This window comes from Arthrobacter sp. Dra40, assembly GCF_059091905.1.
Map to the genome: position 1 here is coordinate 1 of NZ_JBNHHB010000040.1, position 27,000 is coordinate 27,000.

Annotated in this window: 24 protein-coding genes; 15 read left to right on the plus strand and 9 right to left on the minus strand. The window is 67.6% G+C overall.

Annotated features, from left to right (window positions below; genetic code table 11):
- The coding region (locus tag AC5RWT_RS16895) for an MBL fold metallo-hydrolase (protein WP_494081151.1) at positions 1-613 on the minus strand (613 nt) is incomplete at its 3' end.
- Positions 614-1,485: 872 nt separating this feature from the next.
- On the opposite strand from AC5RWT_RS16895, the gene AC5RWT_RS16900 reads away from it, so the two are divergent.
- Positions 1,486-2,007, plus strand: a complete 522-nt coding sequence (locus AC5RWT_RS16900; RefSeq protein WP_494081152.1) for a matrixin family metalloprotease — start codon at positions 1,486-1,488, stop codon at positions 2,005-2,007.
- An 88-nt stretch (positions 2,008-2,095) separates the two neighbouring features.
- On the opposite strand, the gene AC5RWT_RS16905 is transcribed toward AC5RWT_RS16900, so the two are convergent.
- From AC5RWT_RS16905 to AC5RWT_RS16915, 3 genes are read right to left on the minus strand one after another with little or no spacing between them, the layout of a single operon-like run.
- On the minus strand, positions 2,096-2,422 hold the full coding sequence (locus tag AC5RWT_RS16905; RefSeq protein ID WP_494081153.1) for a 2Fe-2S iron-sulfur cluster-binding protein: 327 nt from the start codon (positions 2,420-2,422) through the stop codon (positions 2,096-2,098).
- 1 nt (position 2,423) lies between these two features.
- Complete coding sequence (locus tag AC5RWT_RS16910; RefSeq protein WP_494081154.1) at positions 2,424-3,863, minus strand: MFS transporter; 1,440 nt, start codon at positions 3,861-3,863, stop codon at positions 2,424-2,426.
- A gap of 44 nt (positions 3,864-3,907) precedes the next feature.
- Entirely contained in the window at positions 3,908-4,246 is a 339-nt protein-coding gene (locus AC5RWT_RS16915) for a cytochrome P450 (protein ID WP_494081155.1), read from the minus strand.
- A 978-nt stretch (positions 4,247-5,224) separates the two neighbouring features.
- Between AC5RWT_RS16915 and AC5RWT_RS16920 the strand changes: the two genes are divergently transcribed.
- From AC5RWT_RS16920 to AC5RWT_RS16930, 3 genes are all read left to right on the plus strand, one after another.
- Positions 5,225-5,983: an IclR family transcriptional regulator gene (locus AC5RWT_RS16920; RefSeq protein WP_494081156.1), complete on the plus strand. Its 759-nt coding sequence runs from the start codon at positions 5,225-5,227 to the stop codon at positions 5,981-5,983.
- Positions 5,984-6,153: 170 nt separating this feature from the next.
- On the plus strand, positions 6,154-7,371 hold the full coding sequence (locus AC5RWT_RS16925) for an MFS transporter (RefSeq protein ID WP_494081157.1): 1,218 nt from the start codon (positions 6,154-6,156) through the stop codon (positions 7,369-7,371).
- A 122-nt stretch (positions 7,372-7,493) separates the two neighbouring features.
- Positions 7,494-8,726: an MFS transporter gene (locus AC5RWT_RS16930; RefSeq protein WP_494081158.1), complete on the plus strand. Its 1,233-nt coding sequence runs from the start codon at positions 7,494-7,496 to the stop codon at positions 8,724-8,726.
- Positions 8,727-8,771: 45 nt separating this feature from the next.
- On the opposite strand, the gene AC5RWT_RS16935 is transcribed toward AC5RWT_RS16930, so the two are convergent.
- The gene (locus AC5RWT_RS16935) at positions 8,772-9,737 is read right to left on the minus strand and encodes an ornithine cyclodeaminase family protein (RefSeq protein WP_494045180.1); all 966 of its coding nucleotides are present in this window, start codon (positions 9,735-9,737) and stop codon (positions 8,772-8,774) included.
- Positions 9,738-10,068: 331 nt separating this feature from the next.
- Between AC5RWT_RS16935 and AC5RWT_RS16940 the strand changes: the two genes are divergently transcribed.
- A complete protein-coding gene (locus tag AC5RWT_RS16940; protein WP_494081159.1) occupies positions 10,069-11,967 on the plus strand; it encodes an FAD-binding monooxygenase in 1,899 nt (632 codons plus the stop codon).
- Between the two features lie 90 nt (positions 11,968-12,057).
- Positions 12,058-12,621: a CueP family metal-binding protein gene (locus AC5RWT_RS16945; RefSeq protein ID WP_494081160.1), complete on the plus strand. Its 564-nt coding sequence runs from the start codon at positions 12,058-12,060 to the stop codon at positions 12,619-12,621.
- Positions 12,622-12,699: 78 nt separating this feature from the next.
- On the opposite strand, the gene AC5RWT_RS16950 is transcribed toward AC5RWT_RS16945, so the two are convergent.
- Complete coding sequence (locus AC5RWT_RS16950) at positions 12,700-13,272, minus strand: GNAT family N-acetyltransferase (RefSeq protein WP_494081161.1); 573 nt, start codon at positions 13,270-13,272, stop codon at positions 12,700-12,702.
- A gap of 183 nt (positions 13,273-13,455) precedes the next feature.
- Here AC5RWT_RS16950 and AC5RWT_RS16955 point away from each other — a divergent pair, with 183 nt between their 5' ends.
- Both AC5RWT_RS16955 and AC5RWT_RS16960 read left to right on the plus strand, forming a co-directional pair.
- Entirely contained in the window at positions 13,456-13,590 is a 135-nt protein-coding gene (locus AC5RWT_RS16955; RefSeq protein ID WP_494045184.1) for a hypothetical protein, read from the plus strand.
- A 5-nt stretch (positions 13,591-13,595) separates the two neighbouring features.
- Entirely contained in the window at positions 13,596-14,738 is a 1,143-nt protein-coding gene (locus tag AC5RWT_RS16960) for a N(5)-(carboxyethyl)ornithine synthase (RefSeq protein ID WP_494081162.1), read from the plus strand.
- 60 nt (positions 14,739-14,798) lie between these two features.
- On the opposite strand, the gene AC5RWT_RS16965 is transcribed toward AC5RWT_RS16960, so the two are convergent.
- Together AC5RWT_RS16965 and AC5RWT_RS16970 are read right to left on the minus strand one after the other, a co-directional pair.
- Complete coding sequence (locus AC5RWT_RS16965; RefSeq protein WP_494081163.1) at positions 14,799-15,470, minus strand: DNA alkylation repair protein; 672 nt, start codon at positions 15,468-15,470, stop codon at positions 14,799-14,801.
- Between the two features lie 101 nt (positions 15,471-15,571).
- A complete protein-coding gene (locus tag AC5RWT_RS16970) occupies positions 15,572-16,639 on the minus strand; it encodes an LLM class flavin-dependent oxidoreductase (protein WP_494081164.1) in 1,068 nt (355 codons plus the stop codon).
- Between the two features lie 217 nt (positions 16,640-16,856).
- On the opposite strand from AC5RWT_RS16970, the gene AC5RWT_RS16975 reads away from it, so the two are divergent.
- The 4 genes from AC5RWT_RS16975 (at position 16,857) to AC5RWT_RS16990 (ending at position 20,420) form a co-directional block, all read left to right on the plus strand.
- A complete protein-coding gene (locus AC5RWT_RS16975; RefSeq protein ID WP_494081165.1) occupies positions 16,857-17,420 on the plus strand; it encodes a dTMP kinase in 564 nt (187 codons plus the stop codon).
- Between the two features lie 98 nt (positions 17,421-17,518).
- The gene (locus tag AC5RWT_RS16980) at positions 17,519-17,887 is read left to right on the plus strand and encodes a DUF6507 family protein (protein WP_494081166.1); all 369 of its coding nucleotides are present in this window, start codon (positions 17,519-17,521) and stop codon (positions 17,885-17,887) included.
- A complete protein-coding gene (locus AC5RWT_RS16985; RefSeq protein ID WP_494081167.1) occupies positions 17,884-19,872 on the plus strand; it encodes an alpha/beta hydrolase in 1,989 nt (662 codons plus the stop codon). The genes AC5RWT_RS16980 and AC5RWT_RS16985 overlap by 4 nt, the downstream gene beginning before the upstream one ends.
- Positions 19,873-19,874: 2 nt before the next feature.
- Complete coding sequence (locus tag AC5RWT_RS16990) at positions 19,875-20,420, plus strand: hypothetical protein (protein WP_494081168.1); 546 nt, start codon at positions 19,875-19,877, stop codon at positions 20,418-20,420.
- Between the two features lie 70 nt (positions 20,421-20,490).
- Here the strand turns inward: AC5RWT_RS16990 and AC5RWT_RS16995 are convergent, their stop codons facing one another.
- Positions 20,491-21,372, minus strand: a complete 882-nt coding sequence (locus AC5RWT_RS16995; protein WP_494081169.1) for a DNA-formamidopyrimidine glycosylase family protein — start codon at positions 21,370-21,372, stop codon at positions 20,491-20,493.
- 280 nt (positions 21,373-21,652) lie between these two features.
- Here AC5RWT_RS16995 and betT point away from each other — a divergent pair, with 280 nt between their 5' ends.
- The 3 genes from betT to AC5RWT_RS17010 are packed head-to-tail and all read left to right on the plus strand — an operon-like array spanning position 21,653 to position 26,997.
- On the plus strand, positions 21,653-23,869 hold the full coding sequence (gene betT / locus AC5RWT_RS17000; protein ID WP_494081170.1) for a choline BCCT transporter BetT: 2,217 nt from the start codon (positions 21,653-21,655) through the stop codon (positions 23,867-23,869).
- Positions 23,866-25,362, plus strand: coding sequence for an aldehyde dehydrogenase family protein (locus tag AC5RWT_RS17005; RefSeq protein ID WP_494081171.1), 1,497 nt, complete (start codon positions 23,866-23,868; stop codon positions 25,360-25,362). The genes betT and AC5RWT_RS17005 overlap by 4 nt, the downstream gene beginning before the upstream one ends.
- A complete protein-coding gene (locus AC5RWT_RS17010; protein WP_494081172.1) occupies positions 25,363-26,997 on the plus strand; it encodes a GMC family oxidoreductase in 1,635 nt (544 codons plus the stop codon).
- The last annotated feature ends 3 nt before the right edge of the window (positions 26,998-27,000 follow it).

Below are 27,000 nucleotides of genomic sequence, written 5' to 3' on the forward strand. Positions count from 1 at the left end.
TGGAATCCGGCAGGAACAGGTCCACGCCCTCGTCGCCCAGCCGCGCGAACCCGGCCAGGTCGGTGATCCGGCGGTCCAGCGGGAACTGGTCCATCTTAAAGTCGCCGGTGGCCAGCACCAGGCCGGCCCCGGTGCGGATGGCAACGGCCAGTCCGTCCGGGATGGAGTGGTTCACGGCCAGGAACTCCAGGTCGAACGGGCCGAACTTCTTCCGGTCGCCCTCCTTGACCTGCACCATCTTGGCGCTGATCCGGTGTTCCTGCAGCTTCGTCTTCACGAACGCCAGCGTCAGCTTCGCGGAGATCACGGGGATGTCCGGCCGTTCCTTCAGCAGGTAGGGCACTCCGCCAATGTGGTCCTCGTGCCCGTGGGTCAAAACAATGCCGACCACGTCGTTGATGCGGCTGCGGATGTAGGAGAAGTCGGGCAGGATCAGGTCCACGCCCGGGTGGTGCTCTTCCGGGAACAGCACGCCGCAGTCCAGAATCAGCAGTTTGCCGCCGAACTCGAACACCGTCATGTTCCGGCCGATCTCGCCCAGTCCGCCCAGCGGAACAATGCGCAAGGCGCCCTTGGCGAGTTTGGGAGGAGTCTGCAGTGTCTTGGCGTTCATGTGTTCCGATCTCTGTGGTGCTATTTATTTGCGGGCTACGACGCCCTACGCCGGAGTTGCCGGCACTGAAAGTCTTAGTTGGCCGACACGCCCAAGGCGCTTCGACGGCGTTCCGCGCAGCACTGCGGACGGAAAGCATACTTGCCCCGACTTTACCATCGGGCGGAGGGTGTTCTGCCCCGGGCCAGCACCGCGCTGATCATTTCCCCATGGCAAGCAGGCGCCCCGCATGAGGTTTCCCTTAACCACCATGAAGCATGGAGCCATTCATGTCTTAGTGCCGGCAATGGCACGAGTCCGCGGACGCATTACGTAGGATCTTCTGTACCGCCCTTGATGTCCTGGAAAGGATCGCGGTACAGGGAACACTTGGGGAACAAATGCAGCAGTTAGATGGCGGAAACGGTGCGGATAAGCCGCCTGTGCCTGGCGGGGGTGCACGAGCAAGGGTCCGGCGTTCTCCAAGCGGACGGACACCGCAATGGGCATTGGACGAAGCAGCGACAGAGCCGGGCCCGCCGCCGAGCTCCCTGTCAGCAGCAAGACCTCATCGGCGGGCGGTCTTCCGCCGCGGGGTCACGCGGCCTCGCGGCGAGCGCCGGTTCCGGCGCCACCTACCGGCCGCTGCGGCACTGGTCTTGGTTGTGGCCCTCTACGCAGCGCCGCCGGTATTCAATCGGCACATAATGCCAGCCGTTGCCCCCTACCTTCCTGGCGCCGAGATTCCGCCTCGCGGAGTAGAAGCTGCCGACAGCCCGCTGGGTGAGCCGCCGACCGCGCCCAATTCACAGTCCTTCGTGCTGTATCCGACGCCGTCCGGGTCCAACCAGCCATTTGTTGCCTATGATCCGTGCCGCCCTATTCATTACGTGGTGCGCCCGGACAACGCTCCGCCGGGTTCGGACGCGCTCGTTCGGGAAGCCATCGCCGAAGTCTCTGCCGCCAGCGGACTCCAGTTCATCTACGACGGTCCAACAGATGAGGCCTTCGCACCGAAAGCGCGCGAGCGTTTCCAGCCTGATCGCTACGGCAAGAAGTGGGCGCCTGTCTTGGTCACTTGGGCGGACCCGGGCGAAGTGCCGGGACTTGCCGGCGACGTCGGCGGGCTGGGCGGAAGTTCATATGCAAACGCACCGGGCACGCCGTACGTACTGGTCGCCGGACAGATTGCATTGGACGCGCCGGGAATGTCGGACGCCCTCAAGTATCCGGAAGGGCCGGAGCTCGTGCGGGCCGTCATCATCCACGAACTCGGACACGTGCTCGGCTTGGCTCACGTCGATGATCCGAGTCAACTGATGTATGGAGATTCCAACAATGTCACCAGGTTGGCCGACGGCGACCGCGCCGGCCTGGCGCTGCTGGGCACCGGCGCCTGCGTGCCGCAACTCTAGGATCAGCCGGCGGATTCGGGAATGACGATGCGTCGCCCTCCCCAAACCCGCCGCGAAGCCGTCCCCGAACCGGCCGGAGGCCAACCGGTCAGCTCTGCTCCGCCGGTAGGTCCACCTCGATTTCAGTGAAGTCGTCGACGGCCTTCAACTGGCAGCCCAGGCGGCTGCGGGAATCGTCCCGCGGGGCGGCTGTACAGTCCAGCATCTCTTCCTCGTCCTCGCCGATCTGAGGCAGCCCGTCCAGATACTCCTCGCGGACGTAGACGTGGCAGGTGGCGCACATCGCCTGGCCGCCGCATTCGCCGACTATCCCCGCCACGCCGTTGGTGACCGCCGCCCGCATCACCGATGTGCCGGCGTCGACGTCGACGATGTCCACGGCGCCGTCGCCGTGGTGGAAACTGACCTTGGCCATCTCAGCGCACCTCCTCCCCGGTTTTGCCGGCCGCGTCCCCGCCAAACCCGCCCGTACCGGACATGGCACCCACCGCCGTCGTTCCCTTCCCGGATTCCCGGCCGCGTTCGTCGCCCAGGCTGCGGTCTTTGGATTCGGGCATGAAGATCACGGTGACGAGGCTGACGGCGGCAACGATCGACAGGTAGACGATCACCGGCGTCAGCGACGCACCGCTGCCGCCATAGAGGTTGGCCAGTACCAGTGGGGTGAAGCCGGCACCCAGCAGCGTGGCGACCTGGTAGCCGACGGAAGCGCCGGTGTACCGCGAGGACGTGCCGAAACGTTCGGCGATGAATGCCGCCATCGGACCGTACAGCACCGTCTGCGTCACTATACCGAGCGTGAACGCCAGGAAAATCGAGCCCATGTTTCCGGTGGAGAGCAGCGCGAAGACCGCCGGGGTGACCGCGATGAACAAGATGTTGCCGGCGATCATCAGCGGCTTGCGGCCCACCCGATCGGAAATCCGGCCCATCAGCAGCGTGGTGCCGATACTGATCACGCCGGCGCCGGCGAAAGCGAGCATGACGTCGGAGCGCGGCACTCCGAGCGAGACGGTGTAGGTGATGGAGAACGTGGACAGCAACGTCTGCAGGGCAAAGGCGGACGTCGCGGCGAGGATCACCGTCACCAGCAAACCTGGCCGGCGCAGCACCTGCAGCAACGGAATGGTGCGCCTGGTCTTCGGAGCGGCAGCGCGTTCGGCAGCGTCACGCTCCAGCGCCTGCTGGAAGACCGGGCTCTCCGACACCCGCGAGCGCACATACAGCCCGAGCAGCAGCAGCACGAAGGACAGCAGGAACGGCACGCGCCAGCCCCAGCTCAGGAACTGCTCTTGCGGCAGAGCCGAGAATGCGCTCATCATCAGCAGGCCCAGCACCGATCCGGTCGGCGCTCCGGCGTTGGTGAACGATGCCGCGAACCCGCGTGCCCTGGGATCCGCATGTTCGAGCGCCATCAGTGCCGCGCCGCCCCACTCCCCGCCCACGGCAATGCCCTGCAGCACGCGCAGGGCCACCAACATCACGGCGGCCCAAGGCCCGATCAGTTCTGGCGTGGGAACCAGACCGATCGCGGTCGAGGCCAGGCCCATCAGCATCATGGAGATGACCAGCAGTTTCTTTCGGCCCACCCGGTCCCCGAAGTGGCCGAAAATGATGCCGCCCAGCGGCCGCGCCACGTAACCGGCCGCGAATGTTCCGTAGGCGGCGACCACGCCGGCCCACGGGTCCAACCCGGCGAAGAACACCGGTCCGAAGACGACGGCGGAGGCGGTGGCGTAGAGCAGGAAGTCGTAGAACTCGATGGTGGTGCCCAGATAGCTGGAGAAGATCACGCGGCGCCGTTCGCGCACGATGGCGGAGCCGGGGGCCAAGGTTGGCTGTGTGTTCGTAGACATCATCGTCTTTCTGATTAGTGGATGGAGATGGTGCGGCCGCTGGACTACCAGGCGACCGGAAGACCGGTCATGCCGCGGAAGACCCAACCGTCCCAGGTCTCGCTTCGGTCCGGTTCCTGGCGGAGCTCCGGCAGTTCCCGGTAGAGCATCGGGACGGCGATCTCGCCGACCGCCTTCTGAGCGGCCCATTTGCCGGCGCACTGGTGCACGCCGCTGCCGAAAGCCAGGTTGGGTCCGCCGCTACGGTGGATATCAAACGCGTCCGGATCGGCGAACTGCTGCGCGTCGCGGTTCGCGGAGGCCAGGATCATCCCCACCTGCGTCCCGGCGGGAATGGCAACACCGCAAACAACGACGTCGGAAACCGTCTCCCGGGTGATCATGCCGATCGGCGAGAAATAACGCGTGCCCTCGGTGAAGGCCTGCTTCCACAATCCGGGGTCGGCCAGCAGTTCGGCCTTTTGCCCGGGGCGAGCGGTCCAGCAGCCAGACCAGGTTGGTGATCATGTGCTGCGGTTCGTTCACGCCGCCGGAGATTGCCAGCTTCACGTTGTTGCGGACCTTGTCCTCGTCCATTCCGGATTCCAGCAGCATCGAGGTGATGGACGCGTCCGGCTTACGGCGCAGCCGGGCGATCGTCTCGTCCAGCGCAGCGTCGCACTCCAACCGGGAGACCTCGCAGCGGTCCCAGATCTCCTGTTTGTCCAGCACGTTGCCGGTGCCAGCGATGAAGTCACGGGACCAGCGGGCCAGGTCCAGCGGCTCGACGCTGGTCATGCCGAGCATGTCGCACAGGTTCTTGGCGGCAAGCGGCTTGGCGAAGTCGAGGTTCAAGTCGGCTTTACGTGTGCCGGCGTCCAGCAGTCGGTCCAGGTAGTGGCGGGCGTTCGCCTCAAACTTCCCGGCCCAGATCTCCATGATCTGCTTGGGTCGCAGCGTGCGGTTCATCGGTGCCCGCTCCGCTGCATGCTCCGGGTCGTCCTTGCGGATCATCGGCTGCCCGCCCATCGCCCGGACCATGGTGCCGCCGGAGACGTTGGAGGAAAAAATCTCCGGATGCCGCTCGCCGAAGCTGCAGCCCTCATAGCTGGAGATCAGGACCTTCTTCACGGCCGGAGACCACGCCACCGGCGACTCCTCCCGCAGCCGGGCATAGCTGGGGTACGGGTCGCAAGCCAGTTCGGCCGGGTCCAGCCAGTCGGCCTCCGGCAAGGTCTGCGCGGAGGCAGTCGGTGCGATCGTCATGATCCGCCTTTCGGTCAGTCGGCCCGGCCATCGCCCGGGTCTCCCGAAAGTATGGTGCGGATCACAACAGAACATGCCTAGAATTCGTATCATGCGAATAAGCAGTGGTTGGTGACGTGGCCAGGTCTTCCGGCGGCAGGTCCGCCATTTCCCGTGCAGTCGAGGTCCTGGAAGCCTTCGATCCCTACAGCAATGAGCTGACGCTGACCCAGATTGCCGCCCGAACCGGCCTGCCGATGGCCACCGCCCATGGCATCGTCACCGAACTGATCGGCCTCGGGCTCTTGGAGCGCCGCGGCCGGGAAGTCATCCTCGGTGTCCGGCTCTGGGAGCTGGCGGTCCGCGCCCCGGGCGTCGTTGGCGTTCGTGAAATCGCGCTGCCGCACCTTGAGCGAGTCCGCGATCGGTTGAAGCAGCACGCCCAGCTCGGCATCCTCCAAGGCGGCGAGATCCTTTACCTAGAGCGGCTGTCCGCCCCCGAGTCGGTCGTCAATTTCACCAAGGTGGGCGGCCGCCTCCCGTGGTACGCCACGTCCAGCGGCCTGGTCCTCGTTGCCGGTGCCCCGCCCGAACGGCAGGAAGAGGTCCTCGGACTGCCGCGCCCGCGGTACTCGGTCGAGCCGCACCCCAGCAGCGCCGACCTCCGGCCGGTCCTGGCCAAGGTCCGCCGCGAAGGCCACGCCGTGACCCGCGGCTACATCCACCCGGACGCCACCGTCGTCGCCGTCCCGATCATGGGGCCCTACGGACACGCCGTGGCGTCCATCGCCGTCGTCGTCCCTACCGAAGGGTTCCGCGCCGCCCCGGTCCTCAAGGTCCTCGCGCCCGCGGCGCAGGCCGTGGGCGCGGACCTGAGGCAGAACTATCTGGGCTAGAGCCGGCGCCCACCTGATGACCGGCGCAGGCTGAGCGGAGACCGATTCGGTTAGGGTGGCTGGGGTGGCTGCCGGATTCCGGCCCACCTGAGACCTAGTAAAAGGAGACGGCGACGGACCGCGTATTCGCCGCCCGGCCGTCGTTGCCGTGGGTGGTCCTGGGCATTGCCATGCTCGCCGTGAGCCTGCGTGCCCCGATCATCGCGCCGACCGTCGTTTTGGGCGAGATCCAGGCAGACCTCGGTCTGACGGCAGCCGGAGCGGGCTTGCTCACCGGTCTTCCGGTGTTGCTCTTTGCGTTGACCACCCCGTTGGCCACCCGCACCATCCGGCGTTGGGGTCCCGAAGCCACCGTGCTGCTGTGCCTGGGCGGTGTCCTGGCCGGAACGGTGATCCGTTCCCTGGGCCCGGTTTCCGCGATGTTCGCCGGCACGGCGATCATCGGCGTCGCGCTGACCCTGGGCAACATCGTGGTGCCGGTGCTGATCCGCCGCGATGTGGCGTGGAACCGGGTGTCCGCAGTCACCGGTGTGTACTCGGCCGTGATGAACGTCGGGTCCATGGCAGCCCTGTTGGGCACCGCGCCGCTCGCCGCGCTGGTCGGGTGGCGGTGGGCGCTGGCGGCCTGGGCAGTGGTAGTGATCATTGGCTTGGCCTATTGGCTGCCGACGGCGCGACGGCGGCGCCATGCACTGCTGCCCGACCGTAGGGCCGCGTCCGGCAAGCCGTCCGCCCGCACAACCGCGGCCGGCGGCCGCGGCACCGACGGACCGCACAACACAACTGCCGACCCATCGAAGGCTTTCCGGGGCCGCAGCAACCAGTGGATCGTGGCCGTGCTGACGGTCGCGTTCTGCGGGCAGTCCGCGGCCTACTACGCGACCACCACCTGGTTGCCGCTGCTGCTCTCCGACGTTCGGGGCCTGTCCCCCACGGCTTCCGGAGCCAGCGCTTCCCTGTTCCAGGTCGCCGCGATTGTCGGCGCGCTCGGAGTGCCGCTCCTGGCGGCGCGCACCCGGCTCTGGGTGCCGACCACGGGTGTTGCCGTGTTGTGGATATCGCTGCCCATCGGCCTCCTCCTTGCTCCCGACGCTTACCTCCTGTGGTCCATCACGGGCGGCGTCGCCCAGGGCGGCGGATTCACGGCGATCTTCTCCGTCATACCCCGCGTTTCACGCACCGACCAGGAGGCTGCAACCGCTTCCGCCCGCATCCAGACGGGCGGCTATCTGGCCGCAACCTGCGCCCCGCCGGTGGCCGGGTGGTTGCACACCGTGACCGGCGGCTGGACGGCTCCCCTGCTCTTGGTCCTCGCCTTGGCGGCGGCGTTCACCGTGGCCAGCCTGACCGCTGTACAGGCCTCCGAACGGCGACATCCACTTCGCTGAGGACGACGACGGCGCCCACCTGCGCTTCATGCCTCACCACCGGTGGCCATCCAACGGCATAATCGGATGGGCCGGTCCAACCGCGGCGTCCGCCACGGCAACGTTGTCCGGGATCAGCAGGCATGGAGGCCGACCGCGTGCAGGAAAAGCTGTGGAGCAGGAACTTTGTGCTGGCGATCGGCACCAACCTGTTCATCTACTTGGTGTTCTACCTGCTGATGACGTCCATGGCGCTCTATGCGGCGCAGCGGTTCCTGGCGTCCGAAGCCGGGGCCGGTTTCGCCTCCAGCGCCTTCATCGTCGGGGCGCTGGTCTCGCGGTTTTTCGCCGGGCCGCTGATTGACAACGTGGGCCGGCGGCGGATCCTGCTGATCAGCCTGGCCGCGTTCGTGGCGGCTTCCCTCTTGTACATTCCGGCAGGTTCGCTGCCGTTGCTGCTGGCACTGCGACTGGTCCACGGTGTGGCGTTCGGGTTGGCCAACACGGCGGTGACGGCGGGTGCGCAGGCACTGATCCCGCCGATCCGGCGCAGTGAAGGCACCGGCTATTTCGCGGTCTCCACCACGCTGGCCACCGCCATCGGCCCGCTGATGGCGGTGCTGCTGGTGGTCGACGGGAATTACTACCGCGTCTTCCTCTTCTGTGCGGCCTGTTCCGTGGCCGCGATGCTGGTGAGCCTCATCCTGCGGCTGCCCGAGGCGCCGTCGGTGCCCACCGCCGTCGTCCATCAACGGGACCTAAGCAGCCGCCCAGCGAAGCTGCAACGGAGGCCCGGCAGCCTGCTGGCCAAGGTCTTCGAGCCGGCGGTCCTGCCGATCACCACGGTGCTGCTTGTAGCCGGACTGGCCTACTCCGGCGTGCTCTCCTTCCTGGCCTCGTATGCGGACGCGGCCGGCGCCACGGATGCGGCCGCCCTGTTCTTCGGGGTGTTTGCCGCCGCCGTGCTGGTGTCGCGCCTGACCGCCGGAAGGATCCAGGACCGCCGGGGCGAGAACGTGGTGATCTACCCGGCCATGGCGCTGTTCGCCGCCGGGCTGGCGCTGCTGGGGCTCGGGCCGGCCGTCTGGGTGGTCCTTGCCTCCGCGGTGCTGAGCGGGCTGGGCTTCGGCACCCTGCTTCCCGGGACCCAGGCCATCACCGTCGGGTTGGTTCCGGAGCGCAGGTTCGGCACGGCGCTGGCCACGTACTACCTGATGCTGGACATCGGCACCGGCCTGGGCCCCGTGCTGCTGGGCCTGCTGGTGCCACTGACCGGCTTCAACGGCATGTACGCCTGGCTGGGCGGGCTGATGGTCGCCTGCATCCCGCTGTATTACCTGGTGCACGGCCGGGCGGCCAAGAAAGTGGCCGTGTAGCAACGCCGGCGGGGCCGCCCGCACCGCACGCCCAGGCGACGAGCCCTACTGCCCCGGCCGGCCCTCTTCGTACACCACGGCGGCCGTGACCAGATCTTCCCAGGCCATGCCCACGCCGGTGTAGAGGCAGCAGGTGCGCGGCCGCCGGACCAGCTTGCCTTCCATCAGGTCGCGCAGGTTGGGCGGCTGGATCCGCCGCCACTCCTCCACGCTGCGGGCCGGGATCAGGTCCCCGCTCTCCCGCCACGAGGACGCGCGGCCTTCCACCACAACGTCGCTGCGCAGCACCAGCGCCGCGTCCACCTCGCGCGCGTCCAGGCCGTGCTGCCCCACGGACGCGATGATCGCCCCGTCCTGGGGCAGCGCCCCGTCGAACAGCGGCTCCGGCGAGGACGTCACGCAGAGTACGACGTCGGCGCCCGCCACCGCCGCGTCCGGCTCACCGGTTGCGTCGGCCACCTCGATCCCTTCCGCGGCCAGCGTGGCCATCAGTTCCGCCACCCGTTGCGGACGCTGGCCGACGACGGCAAAGCTGGCGTTCGCGAACACGGACCGGGCGGCGCGGATGTGGTTCAGCGCCTGCACGCCGGCGCCAAAGACCAGCAACTGCGGAGCATCCCCGAAACCTTCGTCGGCCGGCGCCGCGGCGGCGATGTTCTTCACCGCGGCCAAGGTGGTGGCCGGCGTGCGGATGGCCGTGAGTTCCGCGCCGTCCATCGTGGCCAACGGGGCCAGTGTCTCGGCGTCGAACAAGACGTAGACGCCCTGAATTTTCTCCAGCCCGCGGGCCGGGTTCTTCGGCGCGATCGTCGCCACCTTCACGCCGCTATAGCGGCCGCCGCCCTCGGTGGGCATGATCAGGAATTCCCCGTCCGGCGCGGGGCTGAACAGCCGCGGGCTGTCGAGTTCCGGGTCAACGCCGGACAGCAGGCCCTCTTCCATGGCGCGCACCGCCCGGCTGAACGGAACAGCGGACCGCACGGCACCGGCGTCGAAATAGGGAATGGTCAAGGGATACGGTTCCTTTCAGCGGCGGGTAGCGGACTCCGAAGGCGCACAGACGTTGGGCGGCCCGAAGTCCCAATTGGCCGGAGTCTACGTTCAACCGCGCGCGGTTTCAGCTTTCGTGACCGGAGCCACGCCATCGGCATCACTCAGGAGCGGGCCCCTGAGGGCTCTCGTGGGCCCTCATTGGATCACGCCCTGTTACCCGCATTACTTGTTAGCTGCATCATGTTTCTTGTACAGTGACTAAACCGACCGGTTATTCAGTTATCGAACCCGGTGTTCAAATATAGAACACAGGCCGGCCGCAAACGGCCCAACGAAGTGAGGACATCCCGTGCAGTTCCACCACCACGGTTACGTATCAGGCGACCCGCGCGTCAAGCCCGCAGCCGGCGTCGGCATCGACCGCCCCGAGGAGCTTCCCGACGAGGTCGACGTGCTCATCGTGGGCTCCGGACCTGCCGGCATGCTCGCGGCGGCCCAACTCGCGCAGTTCCCGAACATCACGACCCGTCTGGTGGAACGCCGCGACGGCCGCCTGGTGCTCGGCCAGGCCGACGGCATCCAGGCCCGCAGCGTGGAGACCTTCCAGGCCTTTGGCTTCGCCGAGCAGATCACTGCCGAGGCCTTCTGGCTCACCGAGATGAACTTCTGGCGCCCGGACACGGAGAACCCCCGGAACATCGTCCGCGGCGGCCGTGCCGTCGACGACGAGATGGGCATCAGCGAGTTCCCGCACCTGATTGTCAACCAGGCCCGCGTGCTGGACTACTTCGCCGAGGTCGCAGCCAACTCCCCCACCCGCCTGACGCCCGACTACGGCTGGGAATTCAAGGCCCTTGAGGTCGCCGACGAGGGCGACTACCCGGTGAAAGTAACGCTGGTCCGCAGCGCCGGACCGGATGAAGGCACCGAACGCGTCGTCCACGCCAAGTACGTGGTGGGCTGCGACGGCGCCCGGAGCAAGGTCCGCGCTTCGATCGGCAGCACCCTGGCCGGCGACAGCGCCAACCACGCCTGGGGCGTCATGGATGTGCTGGCCAACACCGATTTCCCGGATATCCGCACGAAGTGCGCCATCCAGTCGCACGACGGCGGCTCCATCCTGCTGATCCCGCGCGAAGGCGGCTACCTGTTCCGCATGTACGTGGACCTCGGCGTGGTCCCCGACGACGACAACGGCAAGATCCGCCAGACCAGCATCGAGCAGATCATCGCCAAGGCCAACGAGATCATGACCCCGTACACCGTGGACGTGCGCAGCGTCGCCTGGCACAGCGTGTACGAGGTGGGCCACCGCCTCACCGACCGGTTCGACGACCTGCTGCCCGAGGACGTCGGCACCCGCACGCCGCGCGTCTTCATCACCGGCGACGCCTGCCACACGCACAGCGCCAAGGCCGGCCAGGGCATGAACGTCTCCATGCAGGACGGCTTCAACATCGCCTGGAAGCTGGGGCACGTGCTGGAGGGCCGCAGCCCGGAGAGCCTGCTCTCCACCTACTCCGCCGAGCGCCAGGTGGTGGCGAAGGACCTCATCGACTTCGACAAGGAATGGTCGACGATGATGGCGAAGAAGCCCGAGGAGTTCGCCGATCCGTCGGAGCTGGAGGACTTCTACGTGCGCACCGCGGAGTTCCCGGCCGGCTTCATGACCGAGTACACCTCCTCGCTGCTTACGGCCGAGGCCAAGCATCAGAACCTGGCCGCCGGCTTCCCGGTCGGCAAGCGCTTCAAGTCCGCCAAGGTCTCCCGCGTCTGCGACACCAACCCGCTGCACCTGGGCCACCTCGCCGAGGCCGACGGCCGCTGGCGCATCTACGTTTTCGCCGACCAGGCCAAGGCCGGCGAGTCCGCGGCCGTTGCGGAACTGGGCGAGTGGCTGGCCACAGCGCAGGATTCGCCGCTGGCGGCCACCCCGGAGGGCGCTGACCTGGACGCTTGGTTCGATGCGAAGGTGATCTACCAGCAGAACCACGAGGACGTCGACATCAACGCCGTGCCCGCCGTGTTCAAGCCGCAGGTTGGCCCGTTCCAGCTCACCAACCTGGAGAAGGTCTTCGGTACGGCCAAGGACGAGGACATCTTTGAGGCCCGGAGCATCTCCCGCGACGGCGCCATCGTGGTGGTCCGCCCCGACCAGTACGTGGCGAACGTCCTGCCGCTGACGGCCACGGCCGAACTGGCGCAGTTCTTCGCCCCGCTGCTGCCGGCCCGCCAGCCGCAGCACTAATCGGCAGATCAGGAGGACGACGGCGGTGCGCACGCACCGTCGTCGCCCTCTTTTGCGTGTAGCCACCGAATGCGATCGACTGAAGTCATCATGAAACGACCCGCCCTTGCCGCCGTATCCCTGTCCTTCTTGCTCACCGCCTGTGCCCCGGCAGGCACGGAGGCCACAGCCACCGACCCCGGATTGCTTGCCGAACACCAGCTCGACGGCTTGGACGCGCCCGGCATCATCGACCGCCTCGACCGGCTGGACGTGGCTGAACGGCCCGCCGACCTGATGGCTTCGGTCCGCCAAGACGAGCTGCTGCTCGGCGACGGAGCTAGCGAGCTCTCGCTTGAACTGCCCGAGGGCCGTTCCTACCTGTCGGTCGCCCCGTATCTCAAGCAGACTCATGAGTGCTTTTACCACAGCCTGACCACCTGCCTCGGCGAACTGGGCGATGAGACCGTCAGCGTCAAGATCACCGACGACGCCACCGGCGAGACCCTGGTTGACGAGCAGACGGAAACCTTTAGCAACGGGTTCGCCGGCTTCTGGGTACCCGACGATATCCAGGGCACCATCCAGATCAGCTACGACGGACGCACCGGCACCGCGGACTTTTCCACGAACGACGACGGAGCCACCTGCATCACGGATCTGCAGCTGACCTAACGACGTCGGCGCGAGGCCCGGATGCCTTTCGAACCTTGGGCAAGAGCACCGAAAGTTGGGGCCGTGAGAGTCCGGCGGTCAGCGCAGGTCCAGCCGCATGAGGACGCGGGGGAACCCGTTCAGCACCGAGTCCGTGTCCGCCGCTTTGCTGAAGCCGGCCCGTTCGAAAAGTCTCCGCGTGCCCACGTAAGCCATGGTGAGATCGACCTTTTCGCCGTGGTTGTCCACCGGGTAGCCCTCGATGGCCGGGGCGCCGTAGCCGCGCGCGAACTCGACCGCGCCGGCCAGCAGTTGGTGCGAGATGCCCTGGCCGCGGTGCCCGGGCCGCACCCGGATGCACCACACCGACCATACGTCGGCGTCGTCCACCTGCGGAATTTTCCGGCTGGTGGCAAAGGTGGTGTCGGCCCGAGGGTGCACCGCGGCCCAGCCGACCACCTCGTCACCTTCGTAGGCGAGCACTCCGGGCGGCGGATCCTGCCGGCACAAGCGCTGCACCAGGTCGCCGCGATCCGTGCCGCGCAGGGCCACATTGTCCTTCGACGGGAGGCGATAGCTCAGGCACCAACAGACATTCGCGTCGGCACGTTTCGGCCCGAGGACTGCCTTCACGTCTTCGAAGACCTCAGCTGCCCTGACTTCCACCGCCATGCACCCAACACTGGCACCAACAGCAGACCCCCGCAATGGAGTTCCCCTCCCCCGCTTTCCCGCGCACCACCCCGGCGCCAGGAGGGCACTGGCGGCTGCGCTATGCCGTATGGTCAGGGGTACGGAGCAAATCTGTGCTCCCGTTAAAGCGCGGCATTCTTTGCTGACGCTGAGGAGGCACTCATGGCCGACAAATCTCCCCGACAGACCGCATCCAAAAAATCGGGTAAGTCCATCAAGGAAAAACGCAGCGACAAGAAGGCGAAGGCCGCCGGCGCCGCAGCCTCCGAGCCTCTGGCCTCCATTAAGAAGCGCTGAGGCTCTTGACCCTGCTATCGCTCGGAGCCTTGTCGACGACGCGCAAAACCGATGAGCGCAGGTTGGCCCTCCATCCTGCGCACATCGAGCGCCTCGACGCCGACCTTCGAGAGCGGATGATTCTTGAACAAGGCTACGGTGAACGTTTCGGCGTTTCCGATGCACAACTTGAACAGCACGTGGGACGGATCGCACCGCGCCAGGAGCTCATCGAAGCATCGGACGTGGTGCTGCTGCCGAAACCGCAGCCGGAAGACCTTGCCGAGTTCCGTGACGGCCAGACTCTTTGGGGCTGGCCGCATTGTGTCCAGGACCGTGCCATCACCCAACTGGCCATCGACAAGCGGCTGACCCTGATCGCCTTCGAAGCCATGAACCATTGGGCTTCGGACGGCGGATTCGCGCTCCACGTTTTCCACAAAAACAACGAGATGGCCGGTTACTGCTCGGTGTTGCATGCGCTGGAACTGGCAGGATCCACCGGAGACTACGGTCGGCCGCTCAGCGCCGTCGTCATCGGCTTCGGTGCCACGGCTCGGGGAGCGGTAACGGCCCTGAACGCGCACGGCGTCCACGACGTCCAGGTCCTGACAAACCGCGCAGTGGCCGCCGTGGGGTCACCGATCCACTCCGTGCGGATCACTCAGTTCGACCACGACGATACTGCCCCGCATCTCAGCCACGTCATCACCGATCAGGGACGAGTGCCGCTGGCCCCGTTCCTCGCTGAACGCGACATCGTGGTCAATTGCACGCTGCAGGACCCGAACAACCCGCTGATCTACCTGAACGAAGCGGACTTGGACGGATTCCGGCCGGGCAGCCTGATTGTGGACGTGTCCTGCGATGAAGGGATGGGCTTCAGCTGGGCCAAAATGACGACCTTCGCGGAACCCACGTTCGAGGTTGGTAACCATGTGAGCTACTACGCCGTGGACCACACGCCCTCGTACCTATGGAATTCAGCAACCTGGGAAATCAGCAACGCGCTGATCCCGTTCCTGCGCACGGTCATGAGTGGAACCGCCAGCTGGGACGCCGATGCCACCATCAGCCGGGCCATCGAAATCCGCGACGGCGTCATTGCGAACCCTGCAGTCCTCGCGTTCCAGCACCGATCGCCGGAATACCCCCACCTAGCCATCTAGGGACTCGCTAGTGCGGCAGCGATTCCGGTGCGGGCTTCCGCAACGGCGTCGCTGCCGGGCTCAGACCTTCGCCTGCCGGCTCACCATTTCGTTGATCCAGATGGGTGCGAACGGGGAGGTGCAGTTCGGCGGCGTCGGATAGTCCTTCAGCACCTCCAGGCGTTCGCCGATGTCGAGTGCGCGGGCGCGGTACTCGGCGTGCTCGATCCCGATCTGGGCGAGGGTGTGGTTCATCGCCCACTGCAGCCGGTCCGGAGCGTCCTTCATCTCCGCTTCCACGGTGTCCAACAGCCCCGGCAAATCCAGCCCCTCGGGCTTCTTCGCCACACGTTCGGTGGTCAGCGCCCAGCCGGCACTGGCAACCACCGGATCCGGATCAGCGGACCAGGCCACGCGCAGGTCTTCGGCGTGCGGGCTCTTCTTGACCACGTAGTTCACCAGCCAGTCATGCACCTTGGGAGCACGCGACTCGCGCAGCATGGCATCCAGATCCTCGCGCTCGAAGGCCTTCGGCCGGCAGATCAACAGCGCCAGCAGCCGCGCCGCCGTATCGCCCGTTGCCCACAGTTCGCGCGCCAGATCCTGCTGGGTCTTCAGCCGCTTCGCGACCGCGCGCAGCTTGGACAGGTTCACGCCGTGGTCGTCGCCGCGCTTCTCGTTCGCCTCGCGCACCTTCGAATCCTCTAGCGTGGCCAGTTCGGCCATTACCTCGGCCACCGCCGTCTCTGACATCTCACCCTCCCGGTCCTTCACGTCTGGGATCCAGCATATGGGTCCCCCTTGGCTGTTAAAGAGGACGACGACGGCGGTGCTCACCCGTCGTCGTCGTGCTCCTATGCTTCCTGGCCCAGTGATTTCTGACCCAGTGCTTCCCGGACCGCGGGCCGCCAGCCGAGCGCCGGCGCGATGTCCCGGGCTGCGGCGGTCAGGATGCGCCGCACCACGCTGGCCGGATAATCGAAGGGCAGCGCGATCACCAGTTCATCCGCGGCCTTCAGCGCCACGTCGCCGGCGAGCGCGGCGGCAATCTGCTCTGCGGAACCGGCGGCCACCCGGCCGAACTGGAACGGCAGGTCCGGGTTGCCGCCCTGGCGCTGCGCGTCGCGGTCCAGCAACCACTGCAGTTCCGCCTGTTCCTGCGCGTTGGTGTAGGGCGCGATCTGCCGGCTCACCGACGCATGCGACGGCCAGCCGGCCACCTTGTCATGTTCCGCCCGGTAGGCCTCGATGCACGCCAACTGGGCTTCCTCAAAGCTGAGCGCGCTGGCCTCGGTGTTGAGGGTCGAGAGCTGCAGGCCCAGCCCCTGCCGCCCGGTGCGTTCGGCGCTGGCCAGCGATCCGGCACCGTAGGCGATCCGGCCGCGCAGCCCGGGGCTGACCGGCTGAACCGGCAGGTCGGTGCCGGCCTTGGCGAACGGAACCTGCTCGTCGGCGACCGCCACCGTCCGGCCTTCCACCGCGTGAAGGAACCGCTGGACGCGCTCGTCGACCACGGCGCGGAGGCTTCCCTCGATTGAGCCGTAGGCCTGCGCAAACGTCGCCTCGTTGTTGGAGTATCCGGAGCTCAACCCCAGTTCCAGCCGGCCGCCGGTCAACAGATCCACCGTGCCGGCCTCCTCGGCCAGCCGGACCGGATCCTCAAAACGGATCGGCGTCACCGATGTGCCCACCCGGATGCTGCTGGTCCGCTGCGCGGCCGCCGCCAGGAACGGCAGCGGGGCCGAGAGATAGTGTTCCAGGTGGCGGTGCCGGACATAGCCGACGTCGTACCCCAGCTCTTCGGCCAGCTCGAACAACTCCAGCCCCTCGTCCAAGCCGCGGGACCGGCCGCCGCCGATTCCCGCATGCTCAACGAAGGCGAGGAAGCCGAGGCGGAAGGGCTGCTGGCCGGCGTCGGGCATGGAATGGTCCTTTTCAGTGGCTGGGTGCTGATCTTTCCAGTCAATCATGCGTCGGGACCGGTAGCCCCTCGGCATTTCTTTAGCTAAGTCACAGCCCGACCGGGTATTGATCCCGGCCCGGCGTTCGTTGTCCCCAGAGGAGACCATCAGACGAGAGCAGGAAACCTTGCCCACCAAAAGCGGACGCGCCCCACGGCGGCGCGCGCGGAGAACCGTCGTGGTCCTTGGCATCGACGGGGCCGGGAAAACGACGGCGGCGGCCTCGCTGGTCGCAGCCGAGCGCGCGGCGGGCAAGGCCGCGCAGTTGGTGCGCAATCCGGCCGGACGGCGTTGGCTGTCCCGGGCCGCCGCGCGCCTTGGCATGGACATTGCACCGCGCTGGGCCGACCGGTTCGAATCGACGGTGCGCCTCGTCAACGTGCTGACGGCCCACCTCCGGGCCGCCGCGTTCCGCGGCACCACGGTGATGGACCGGCACCTGCACTGCCAGCAGGTGCTTCGCGACGTGCGCGGCCTGCCCCCGGGACGCGTCCTGCCCCGGCTGGTCCGGGCGCTGCCCCGGGCGGACGCCGTGGTGCTGCTGGATCTGCCCGCCGAGGCGGCGCACGCCCGGATCACCGCGCGGGGTGAGGATTCCGAGTCGGCGGACTATCTCCGGGCGGCACGCGACGCCTACCTGCGAATGGCAACATCCTCGGGCTGGCAGGTCGTCGACGCGGCCGGGTCTCGCAGCGACGTGCTGCACCGGGTCTTGGCTGCGGTGTCGCCGCCTGCCACCTAGCTGCGCTCTCTCGCCGATGGGGAGTGCTCCCCATTCAGTTCCGCATCGGCCCGTGAAACAGTGGCCGAGGAACGGTTAACCACGAGAGGCGGGGCGGCATGGGCAGCTGGCGGATCAATCCCAGGCAGCTCCATCTGGTTCTGGTAAATGTGGCCGCCGACGGCCAGTCGCTGGACAAGGCGGCAGGTGACGCAGCAGCGGCCGGCGAGGAAGCGGCGTCGTTGTTTGGCAGCGCCACGGACGTGGCCGACGCGTTCGCCGGGTTCTGGTCGCCGCGGAGCGACGTCGGCCAGCGGATCGCCGGACTGGTTTACGGCAAGTCCCGGGTGGTCGCCGAGACGGCCGAGTTGTTCATTGCTGCGGATGGGGAGATGTCCGCTGCCGCCGCCGACTTCGCCGAGACCCTGAACGCCGGCGACGCCCCGGTGCTCGCGGCCCGCGGTTTCGGCCCGGTGCCGCAGCCGTGACCGTCAGGCTGGGCAGTGTCCCGGAGCTCGAGGTGCCGTGGGACCAACTGTCGGATGCGGTGGAGGAAATGTCGCAGCGCGCCGCCTCCGCCGGCAGCTATCTGATTGATGCTCAAGCGGCGTGGGCGGGGCTGAAGGACGCCTACCGGCAGCCGGACACCGAACTGGAGGTCCATGCCGCGCTGGCCGAGCTGGACGGCCCGATGCTGGAATGGACCGCAGCGCTGGGCGCCGCCCGCGATGCCTTGGCTGCCTTTGTCGCCGCCGGCCGGCCGCTGCAGGCGGAGGCGGAAGAACTCGCTGGGGCACGGCCCGCACTCGCCGCGGATCTGGCAGCCGCGCTCGGCGGCGACGATCCGCAGGGCGACAACCACGCGGCGCGCATCCTCCGCCGGGCGGAAGCCTTCAACGGCCGGGTGGCCGCGCTGCGGGCGGACTGGCAAGCGCTGAGCGCCGAAACCGCTGCTGCGCTCAAGGCCATCAGCGGCGGCACCCTCGACTCGCTGCCGGCCACCCCGCTGCTGGCCGTGTCTGCCGCGCTCCCGGCCGCGCCGCCGTGGGCCAGCTTCACCAGCGGCCTGAACGAGCGGTTCGGCCCGCTGACCCCGGAGTCGTACCTGGCCTCACTGACCGGGCTCACCGACCAGGAACTGCGCGACTGGGCGGCGGCCAACCCCGAAGGCGCCGCCTTGCTGGCCGACAACAAACTGCCGGCCTGGCGGATGCCCGGTTCCGCCGAGGCAGTGATGGCTCAGGCTATGGCCAACGACGCCGCGCTGACCGAAACCGGGATCAGCAACATCCGAGACGCGTGGAAGGGGCTGGCGCCGGGAGACCAGGAACGCCTGCTGCTGCTCTACCCCGCGGTGTTCGGCGCCCTGAACGGCGTCCCGTTCGCCGGCCGGATCCGCGCCAACACCATCACCGCTGCCGGCTACCGCGAAACAGTGGCCAGCCAGCAGGAGCAGCTCGGCGCCAAGCCAGAACTCAATGACTACCTCGCCTCCGGCCGGAACCGGCACCGCGCGGATTATCAGCGGGCCTACCTGCAGTACACCGAGGACCTGGAGGCATGGCAGGCCGCGCACGACCGCTTGGCGACGCTGCGCACGGGACTGGACTTCGCCGTCGAACATCACCTGCAGGTGGTGACGCTCAGTTTGGAAGGCGACGGCCGCATTGTCACCATGGACGGCGCACTGGGCCCGGGCACCCGGACCATCGCCACCCTGGTTCCGGGCACCGGCGCGGATCTGGGCCAACTGGAAGCCTATACACGCCGGCTGGACGCAGTGAACGGCGAGCCCTCGACGGAAACCGTCTCCTTCTACTGGCAGGGCACCGACCTGCCGGATGAGATCAGCGACAACATCACCACCTCGTTCAACGAGGACGGCGGTCCCCTGCTCGCGGCCTTCGACCATGCGCTGGACCTGGAAACCCGGCCCGATGCCCGCACCACGTACATCGGCTACAGCGCCGGCGGCTCGCTGCTGGGCACCGGCGAGCGCGAAGGCCTCGACTCCACCAGCATCGTCTACTTGGCTCCCGCCGGCACCGGACACAACGTGGGCAGTCCCGAGGACACGGCCAACCCCGACGCCCACCGCTACTGGCTGCAGACCCGCGACGACCCGATCTCGGCCGCGCAGATTTTGGGCGGCGGCTACCACGGACCCTCGTTCTGGCGCGGCGGCAGCCCCACCGCCATGAATCCGGTCCGACTGGAGACCGGCTTCCTGAGGCCCGAAGATCCTGAATCCCTGATGGGCGGGCACACCGACTACTTCCGCCAGGATTCCACGTCAGCCACCAATATCCAGGGCGTTATCGAGGGCACCGAGGTCAGCCCGTACGTCGAGGACCAGATCCACCAAACCTTCTCCCCCCACGGCCCGCTGATCGTCAGCCCACTGGAGCAGAATCCCGAGGACTACGCCTATGGCAATCTTGAGACCGTGACGGTTGAAAGTCTGGAGAACTGACCATGCGGGCCCCGCTCCCCCTCGCCGCCGCTTTGGCCATCACCACCCTAGGAGGCTGCGCCGTGCCGCAGGACAACCAGACCGCGTCGCAGGATTTCGGCGCCCAGATTGAGCAACTGCTGCCCCAGGCCATCGCGGAGACGTCGGCCGTGCCGCTGCAGGTGGACGTGTTGCGCGAAGAGACCTGCCTGCGTCCCGAAAACGAACAGCCCCAGACGCAGACCTCCTGGATTGGCCGCGCTACCGGCGAAGCACCGGACCCCGCGCAGGCGGATGCCGCGCTGGACGCCGTGGCCGGCTACTTCGCCGGGCAGGGCTGGGAGCAGAAAAACGAAACGACCGCCCAGACCGGTGACGTGCGCAAACTCTACTTCCGGCACGGCGACCTCGGCGCCACCGCCGCCCACCACGTGGCCGGCGGCACCGGCACCGTGGTCCTCACCTTCAGCAGCCCCTGCCTGGACCACCCCGATGACCACCGCATGGTCCGCTCCGAACAGGACCCCGAGTACGGCAAGAACAGCCAGTACTACGACGACGGCGCCTGAGCCAGGCACGAGCCGTCCGTGTCTGCCTCAAACTACCGTCCGGCAGGAGGAGGCCGCGGAGCCGAGTCGGCTACTTGAGGAACTTGGACATTCGGCGGTCGGCCAGCAGTTTTCCGCCGGTCTGGCAGGTGGGGCAGTACTGGAGCGAGGAGTCGGCGAAGGAGACTTCGCGGACGGTGTCCCCACAGACGGGACAGGGCTCGCCGGTGCGGCCATGCACGTGCATGGCTTTGCGTTTGGAGTCCTTCAGCTCGGCGGCGGGACGACCCGAGGCCTGGTCGATTGCGGCTTCGAGCACTTGATGCATCGCCCAATACAGCCGCTCCACATCCTCGGGGTCCAGCTTTGAGGCATTGGCGAACGGGGAGAGCTTGGCGGCGTGCAGGATTTCATCGCTGTAGGCGTTGCCGATGCCGGCGATGACCGATTGATCGCGCAGCAGTCCCTTAAGCTGCCCGTTGTGGGAGGCGAGCATCCGCGTGAAAGCCGGGGCATCGACGTCGAGCGCGTCAGGGCCCAGCCGGGCGATGCCCGGGACGTCCTGAAGATCCTTGACCACGTAGACGGCCAGCGACTTCTTGGTTCCCGCCTCGGTCAGATCGAAGCCCGGCGCCGCTTCGCCGTCGGCCGCGAACCGGACGCGCAACGCCATGGGCCCCTTGCCCGGCCGCAGTCGACCCGGTTTCAGTGCATCAGACCAGCGGAGCCAGCCGGCCTTGGCCAGGTGCATCACCAGGTGCGCGTCGCCGGCGGTGATGGCGATGAACTTGCCGTGGCGGGCCACTCCGGACACGGGGGCGGCTCCCAGAACCTCGAGCGGGAGGTCTGCGGTCTTCAGCACCGAGAAGGACAGCACCTCGACGTCCGCTATCCGGGCCGCAGCCGCCTCCGGCGGAAGCAGCTTCGACCGCAGGAAATCGACCAGTCCCTGCACTTCAGGCATCTCCGGCATGCCCTCACGGTAACGCAAAATCCGGCTGTGGAGGCCCGCATTTGCACCAATTTCCCCTTTCGCACCCGGCGGCTGAACTAGCCACCGAGGAACGCATCAAGGGGCACGAGGGTGATACTCCTCAAGGAAACGCGTGATGTTGCCCACTTTTTGGGTGTGCTACTCGCGCGAAGTTGAGTTAATTCCTGCCGTTGCTAGCGTCGAAGGTTGGCCCCGAGAGGCCGTGGCAACCAGCGAGACCGCGACCAGCATAAACATCCATGTGAGGTACGAGACCGATATGAGCACGCCGCCCAAGCCCGTCACGCCCGGGCCCGACGCCCGGGACGCCCGGGACGTTCGACCCACAGCGCAGGACCCCGACCTGCCCGGCGGCGACGTTCCGTCCGAACCCGAGCAGCGCACCAGAGTCAACAAGACCGTCTTCATCGGCTCAGCAGTCGGCGTGCTGGGCATCGCACTGTGGGCCATCATCGACCGGGAATCGGCGGACGCCGTCATCGGTTCCGCCGTGACATGGGTGGGCTCCACCTTCGGCTGGTGGTACTCGCTGATTGTCGTTTCGGTCCTTGCCTTCGTGCTCTTCGTGGCGGTCTCCAGGGTGGGCAAGACCCGGCTGGGGCCGGACCACTCCCGCCCGACCTTCAACCTCTTCACCTGGACGGCGATGCTCTTCGCCGCGGGCATCGGGATTGACCTGATGTTCTTTTCGGTGGCGGAGCCGGTGACACAGTATCTGGCACCGCCCACGGGCGACGGATCCACGGTCGAGGCGGCCCGGCAGGCCTTGGTCTGGACACTGTTCCACTACGGCATTCTCGGCTGGGGCCTCTACGCCCTGATGGGGATGGCACTGGGCTACTTCGCCTTCCGGCACAACCTGCCGCTGAGCATCCGTTCGGCGCTCTACCCGATCCTCGGCAAGCGGATACACGGTCCGGTGGGGCACGCCGTCGATATTGCCGCCATGCTCGGCACCATCTTCGGCATTGCGACCAGCCTGGGCATCGGCGTCGCCCAGCTGAACTTTGGCCTGAGCTTCCAGTTCGGCATCCCGGAAAACACGGTGGTTCAGATCGCGCTCATCGCCGTAGCGGTGGTGATGGCGACCATCTCGGTGCTCACCGGGATTGAAAAGGGCATCCGCCGCCTGTCAGAACTCAACGTCATCCTCGCCATCTCCCTGATGGTCTTTGTCCTGATCACCGGATCCACCCGTTTCCTGCTGGACGGGATCGTGACCAACATCGGCGACACGCTCTCCCGGTTCCCGTCGATGGCGCTGGACACCTTCGCCTACGACCGGCCCGATGACTGGCTCAACGGCTGGACGCTGTTCTTCTGGGCCTGGTGGATCGCCTGGGCACCCTTCGTGGGCCTGTTCCTTGCGCGCATCTCGAGGGGACGCACGCTGCGCGAGTTCGTCGTCGGCGTGCTAGTGGTGCCGTTCGCGTTCATCCTGCTGTGGATCTCGATCTTCGGCAACAGCGCGCTCGAGATCGTGATGGGCGGCAACACTGCCTTCGGCGAGGTGGCCATGAGCCAGCCCGAGCGAGCCTTCTACGGCTTGCTGGAGCAGTACCCGATGGCCCCGCTCAGCGCTGCCATCGCCACCTTCACCGGTTTGCTCTTCTACGTCACCAGCGCCGATTCGGGTGCGCTGGTGATGAGCAACTTCACCTCCTACCTCAAGGACGCGGACTCCGACGGGCCCAAGTGGCTGCGCGTCTTCTGGTCCGTGGCCACCGGCCTGCTGACCCTGGCCATGCTGCTGGTGGGCGGGGTGCCCACGTTGCAGAGCGCCACCGTCATCATGGGCTTGCCGTTCTCGGTGGTGCTGGTGTTCATCATGCTGGGCCTCTACAAGGCACTGCGGCTGGAGACCGCCCTGGCCGACAGCTACCAGGCCGGCCTGCACGCCGTGCTCAACTCCCGCACCAACGTGCCCACCGGCGCGGACGGCCGCCGCGGCTGGCGCCAACGCCTGGCCCGGGCGATGAACTACCCGGGCCGCCGCCAGGCTCAGCGCTTCGTGTCCGAGGTGGCGGTTCCGGCGCTGTCCGATGTGCGCGGCGACCTCGCAAACCGCGGCCTCGAGGCCACGATCAAGACCAGCACGGTCGAAGCCTTTGGCATCGATTCCGTGGACCTCTGCGTGGAGCTTGACGGCGAACGCACCTTCAAGTACCAGGTCTTCCCGGTGCAGAACGACGTCCCGTCCTACGCACGTTCCTCCGGCGCGGGCGGGAAGTACTACCGGATCGAGGTGTTCTCGCTGGAGGGCAGCCACGGCTACGACCTGATGGGGTACAGCAAGGACGAGGTCATCGCCGACGTGCTGGACCACTACGAGGTTCACCTGGAGTTCCTGCACCAGCACCGCGCCACCCTGCCGTACAGCACCGCCGCGGAAAACGTCCCGCCCAAGGCGGACTGGGACACCGACTACGACACCGTCGACGAACCCGTCGCCGCACTTACGAAGGAGACACCATGACCAACACAGCCTCCACCTTGTTCATCAACGGCTCGTGGGAGCCGGCCGCCTCCTCCGCGGTGCGCGAGATCCGCAACCCCGCCGACGGCGAGCTGGTCGCCACCGTGTCCGAGGCCGGGCGGGAGGACGCCGAACGCGCCATCGCCGCGGCCCGCGCCGCTTTTGACTCCGGCGTCTGGGCCGCCGTCCCGGCACCCGAGCGCGGAGACTTACTGCTCAAGGTGGCCGCCGGGCTGCGCGAGCGCCGCGAGGAGTTCGCCCGCGCCGAGTCGCTGGACACCGGCAAGCGGATTCTTGAAAGCCGCCTCGACATGGACGACATCGCCGCCTGCTTCGACTACTTCGGCAAGCTCGCCGGGCAGCAGGCCGGCCGCATGGTCGACGCCGGGGACCCCGCCGTCGTCAGCCGGATTGTCCACGAGCCGGTAGGCGTTTGCGGCATGATCACGCCCTGGAACTACCCGCTGCTGCAGGCCGCATGGAAGATCGCGCCCGCGCTGGCGGCCGGCTGCACCTTTGTGCTCAAGCCCGCCGAGCTCACCCCCTCCACGGCCATCCTGACCATGAAACTGCTCCAGGACCTGGGCCTGCCCGACGGCGTCGCGAATCTGGTCACCGGACCCGGCGCTGAGGTGGGCGCGCCTCTCTCGGAGCACCCCGACGTGGACTTGGTCTCCTTCACCGGCGGACTGGCGACCGGCCGGGTGGTGGCGGCCGCCGCGGCCGGAACCGTGAAGAAGGTGGCCTTGGAACTGGGCGGCAAGAACCCCAACGTGGTGTTCGCCGACGCCGACTTTGACGCCGCCGTCGACAATGCGCTGAACGGGGCCTTCGTGCACTCGGGCCAGGTCTGCTCCGCCGGCGCGCGGCTGGTGGTTGAGGAGTCAATCGCCGAGCGCTTCGTGGACGAGCTGGTCCGCCGGGCCGAAGGCATCCGCCTGGGCGGCCCCTTCGACGAGGCCGCCGAAACCGGGCCGCTGATCTCGGCGGCGCACCGGGAGAAGGTGGACGCCTATGTCCAGCGCGGCGTGCAGGAGGGCGCGCGGCTGCGCTGCGGCGGCGCCGCCCCGGAGGGTCCCGGCTACGACGACGGCTTCTACTACCTGCCGACCGTGCTGGACCGCGTCGAACGCGGCATGTCAGTGGTCGTCGACGAAGCCTTCGGCCCGGTGGTGACGGTGGAAACCTTCCGCACCGAGGACGAGGCGGTGGCCACCGCCAACGACACGGTCTACGGCCTGGCCGGAGCGGTCTGGACGCAGGACGCCGGCAAGGCCCAGCGGGTTGCCGGCCGGCTGCGGCACGGCACCGTCTGGATCAACGACTTCCACCCCTACCTCCCGCAGGCCGAATGGGGCGGCTTCGGCCAGTCCGGCGTCGGCCGCGAACTCGGCCCGACGGGACTGGCCGAGTACCAAGAGGCCAAGCACATCTACCAGAACACCAGCCCGCAGGTGACCGGCTGGTTCGCTGACCGCGTCAAGGAGAACTGAATGCACACCGACAACATCGAGACCCTGACCGACCGGGAGTTTGACTACATCGTGGTCGGCGGCGGGTCCGCCGGGGCCGCCGTCGCCGCCCGGCTGAGCGAAGACCCCGCCGTGTCCGTGGCGCTGGTGGAGGCCGGCCCGGACGACCGCGGCGTGCCCGAGGTGCTGCAGCTGGACCGCTGGATGGAGCTTTTGGAATCCGGCTACGACTGGGACTACCCGATCGAGCCGCAGGAAAACGGCAACTCCTTCATGCGCCATTCCCGTGCCAAGGTGATGGGCGGCTGCTCCAGCCACAACTCCTGCATCGCCTTCTGGGCCCCGCGCGAGGACCTGGACGAATGGGAGTCCAAGCACGGCGCCACCGGATGGAACGCGGAGAATGCCTATCCGCTGTACCAGCGGCTGGAGACCAACGAGGACGCCGGGCCCGATGCCCCGCACCACGGCGACGCCGGGCCCGTGCACGTGATGAACGTTCCCCCTGTGGATCCGACCGGCGTCGCGCTGCTGGACGCCTGCGAGCAGGTGGGCATCCCGCGGGTGCGGTTCAACGACGGCAGCACCGTGGTCAACGGCGCCAACTTCTTCCAGATCAACCGGCGCGCGGACGGCACGCGTTCCTCCAGTTCTGTGTCCTACATCCACCCGATCATCGAGCGGGAAAACTTCACCCTGCTGACCGGCTTGCGCGCCCGCCGGCTGGTATTCGACGCGGACAAGCGCTGCACCGGCGTCGAGATCGTGGACAACGCCTTCGGCCGGACGCACACGCTGTCCGCCCGGCAGGAGGTGGTGCTCTCCACCGGCGCCATCGACTCGCCGAAACTGCTGATGCTCTCCGGCGTCGGCCCCGCCGCGCACCTCGCCGAGCACGGCATCGACGTGGTGGTGGACTCCCCCGGCGTCGGCGAACACCTGCAGGACCACCCCGAGGGCCTGGTCCAGTTCGAGGCGAAGCAACCGATGGTCACCGAATCCACCCAGTGGTGGGAGATCGGCATCTTCACCCCCACCGAGGAGGGCCTGGACCGTCCTGACCTGATGATGCACTACGGCTCCGTGCCGTTCGACATGAACACGCTGCGGCACGGCTACCCCACCACGGAGAACGGCTTCAGCCTCACGCCCAACGTCACGCACGCCCGCTCCCGCGGCACCGTCCGGCTGCGCAGCCGCGACTTCCGCGATAAGCCGATGGTGGACCCCCGGTACTTCACCGACCCCGAGGGCCACGACATGCGCGTCATGGTGGCCGGCATCCGCAAGGCCCGCGAAATCGCCGCCCAGCCGGCCATGGCCGAGTGGGCCGGACGGGAGCTGTCCCCGGGCATCGAGGCGCAGACCGACGAGGAGTTGCAGGACTACATCCGCAAGACGCACAACACCGTCTACCACCCCGTGGGCACAGTCCGGATGGGCCCGGTGGAGGACGCCATGTCGCCGCTGGACCCCGAGCTGCGGGTCAAGGGCGTCACCGGATTGCGCGTTGCGGACGCCTCGGTCATGCCCGAGCACGTGACCGTCAACCCCAACCTCACCGTCATGATGATCGGCGAGCGCTGCGCCGACCTGATCCGCGGCCGCCGAGCCAGTGAACCAACGACGGCGGCGGCAGGCTCGGTGCGCGCCTAGCCA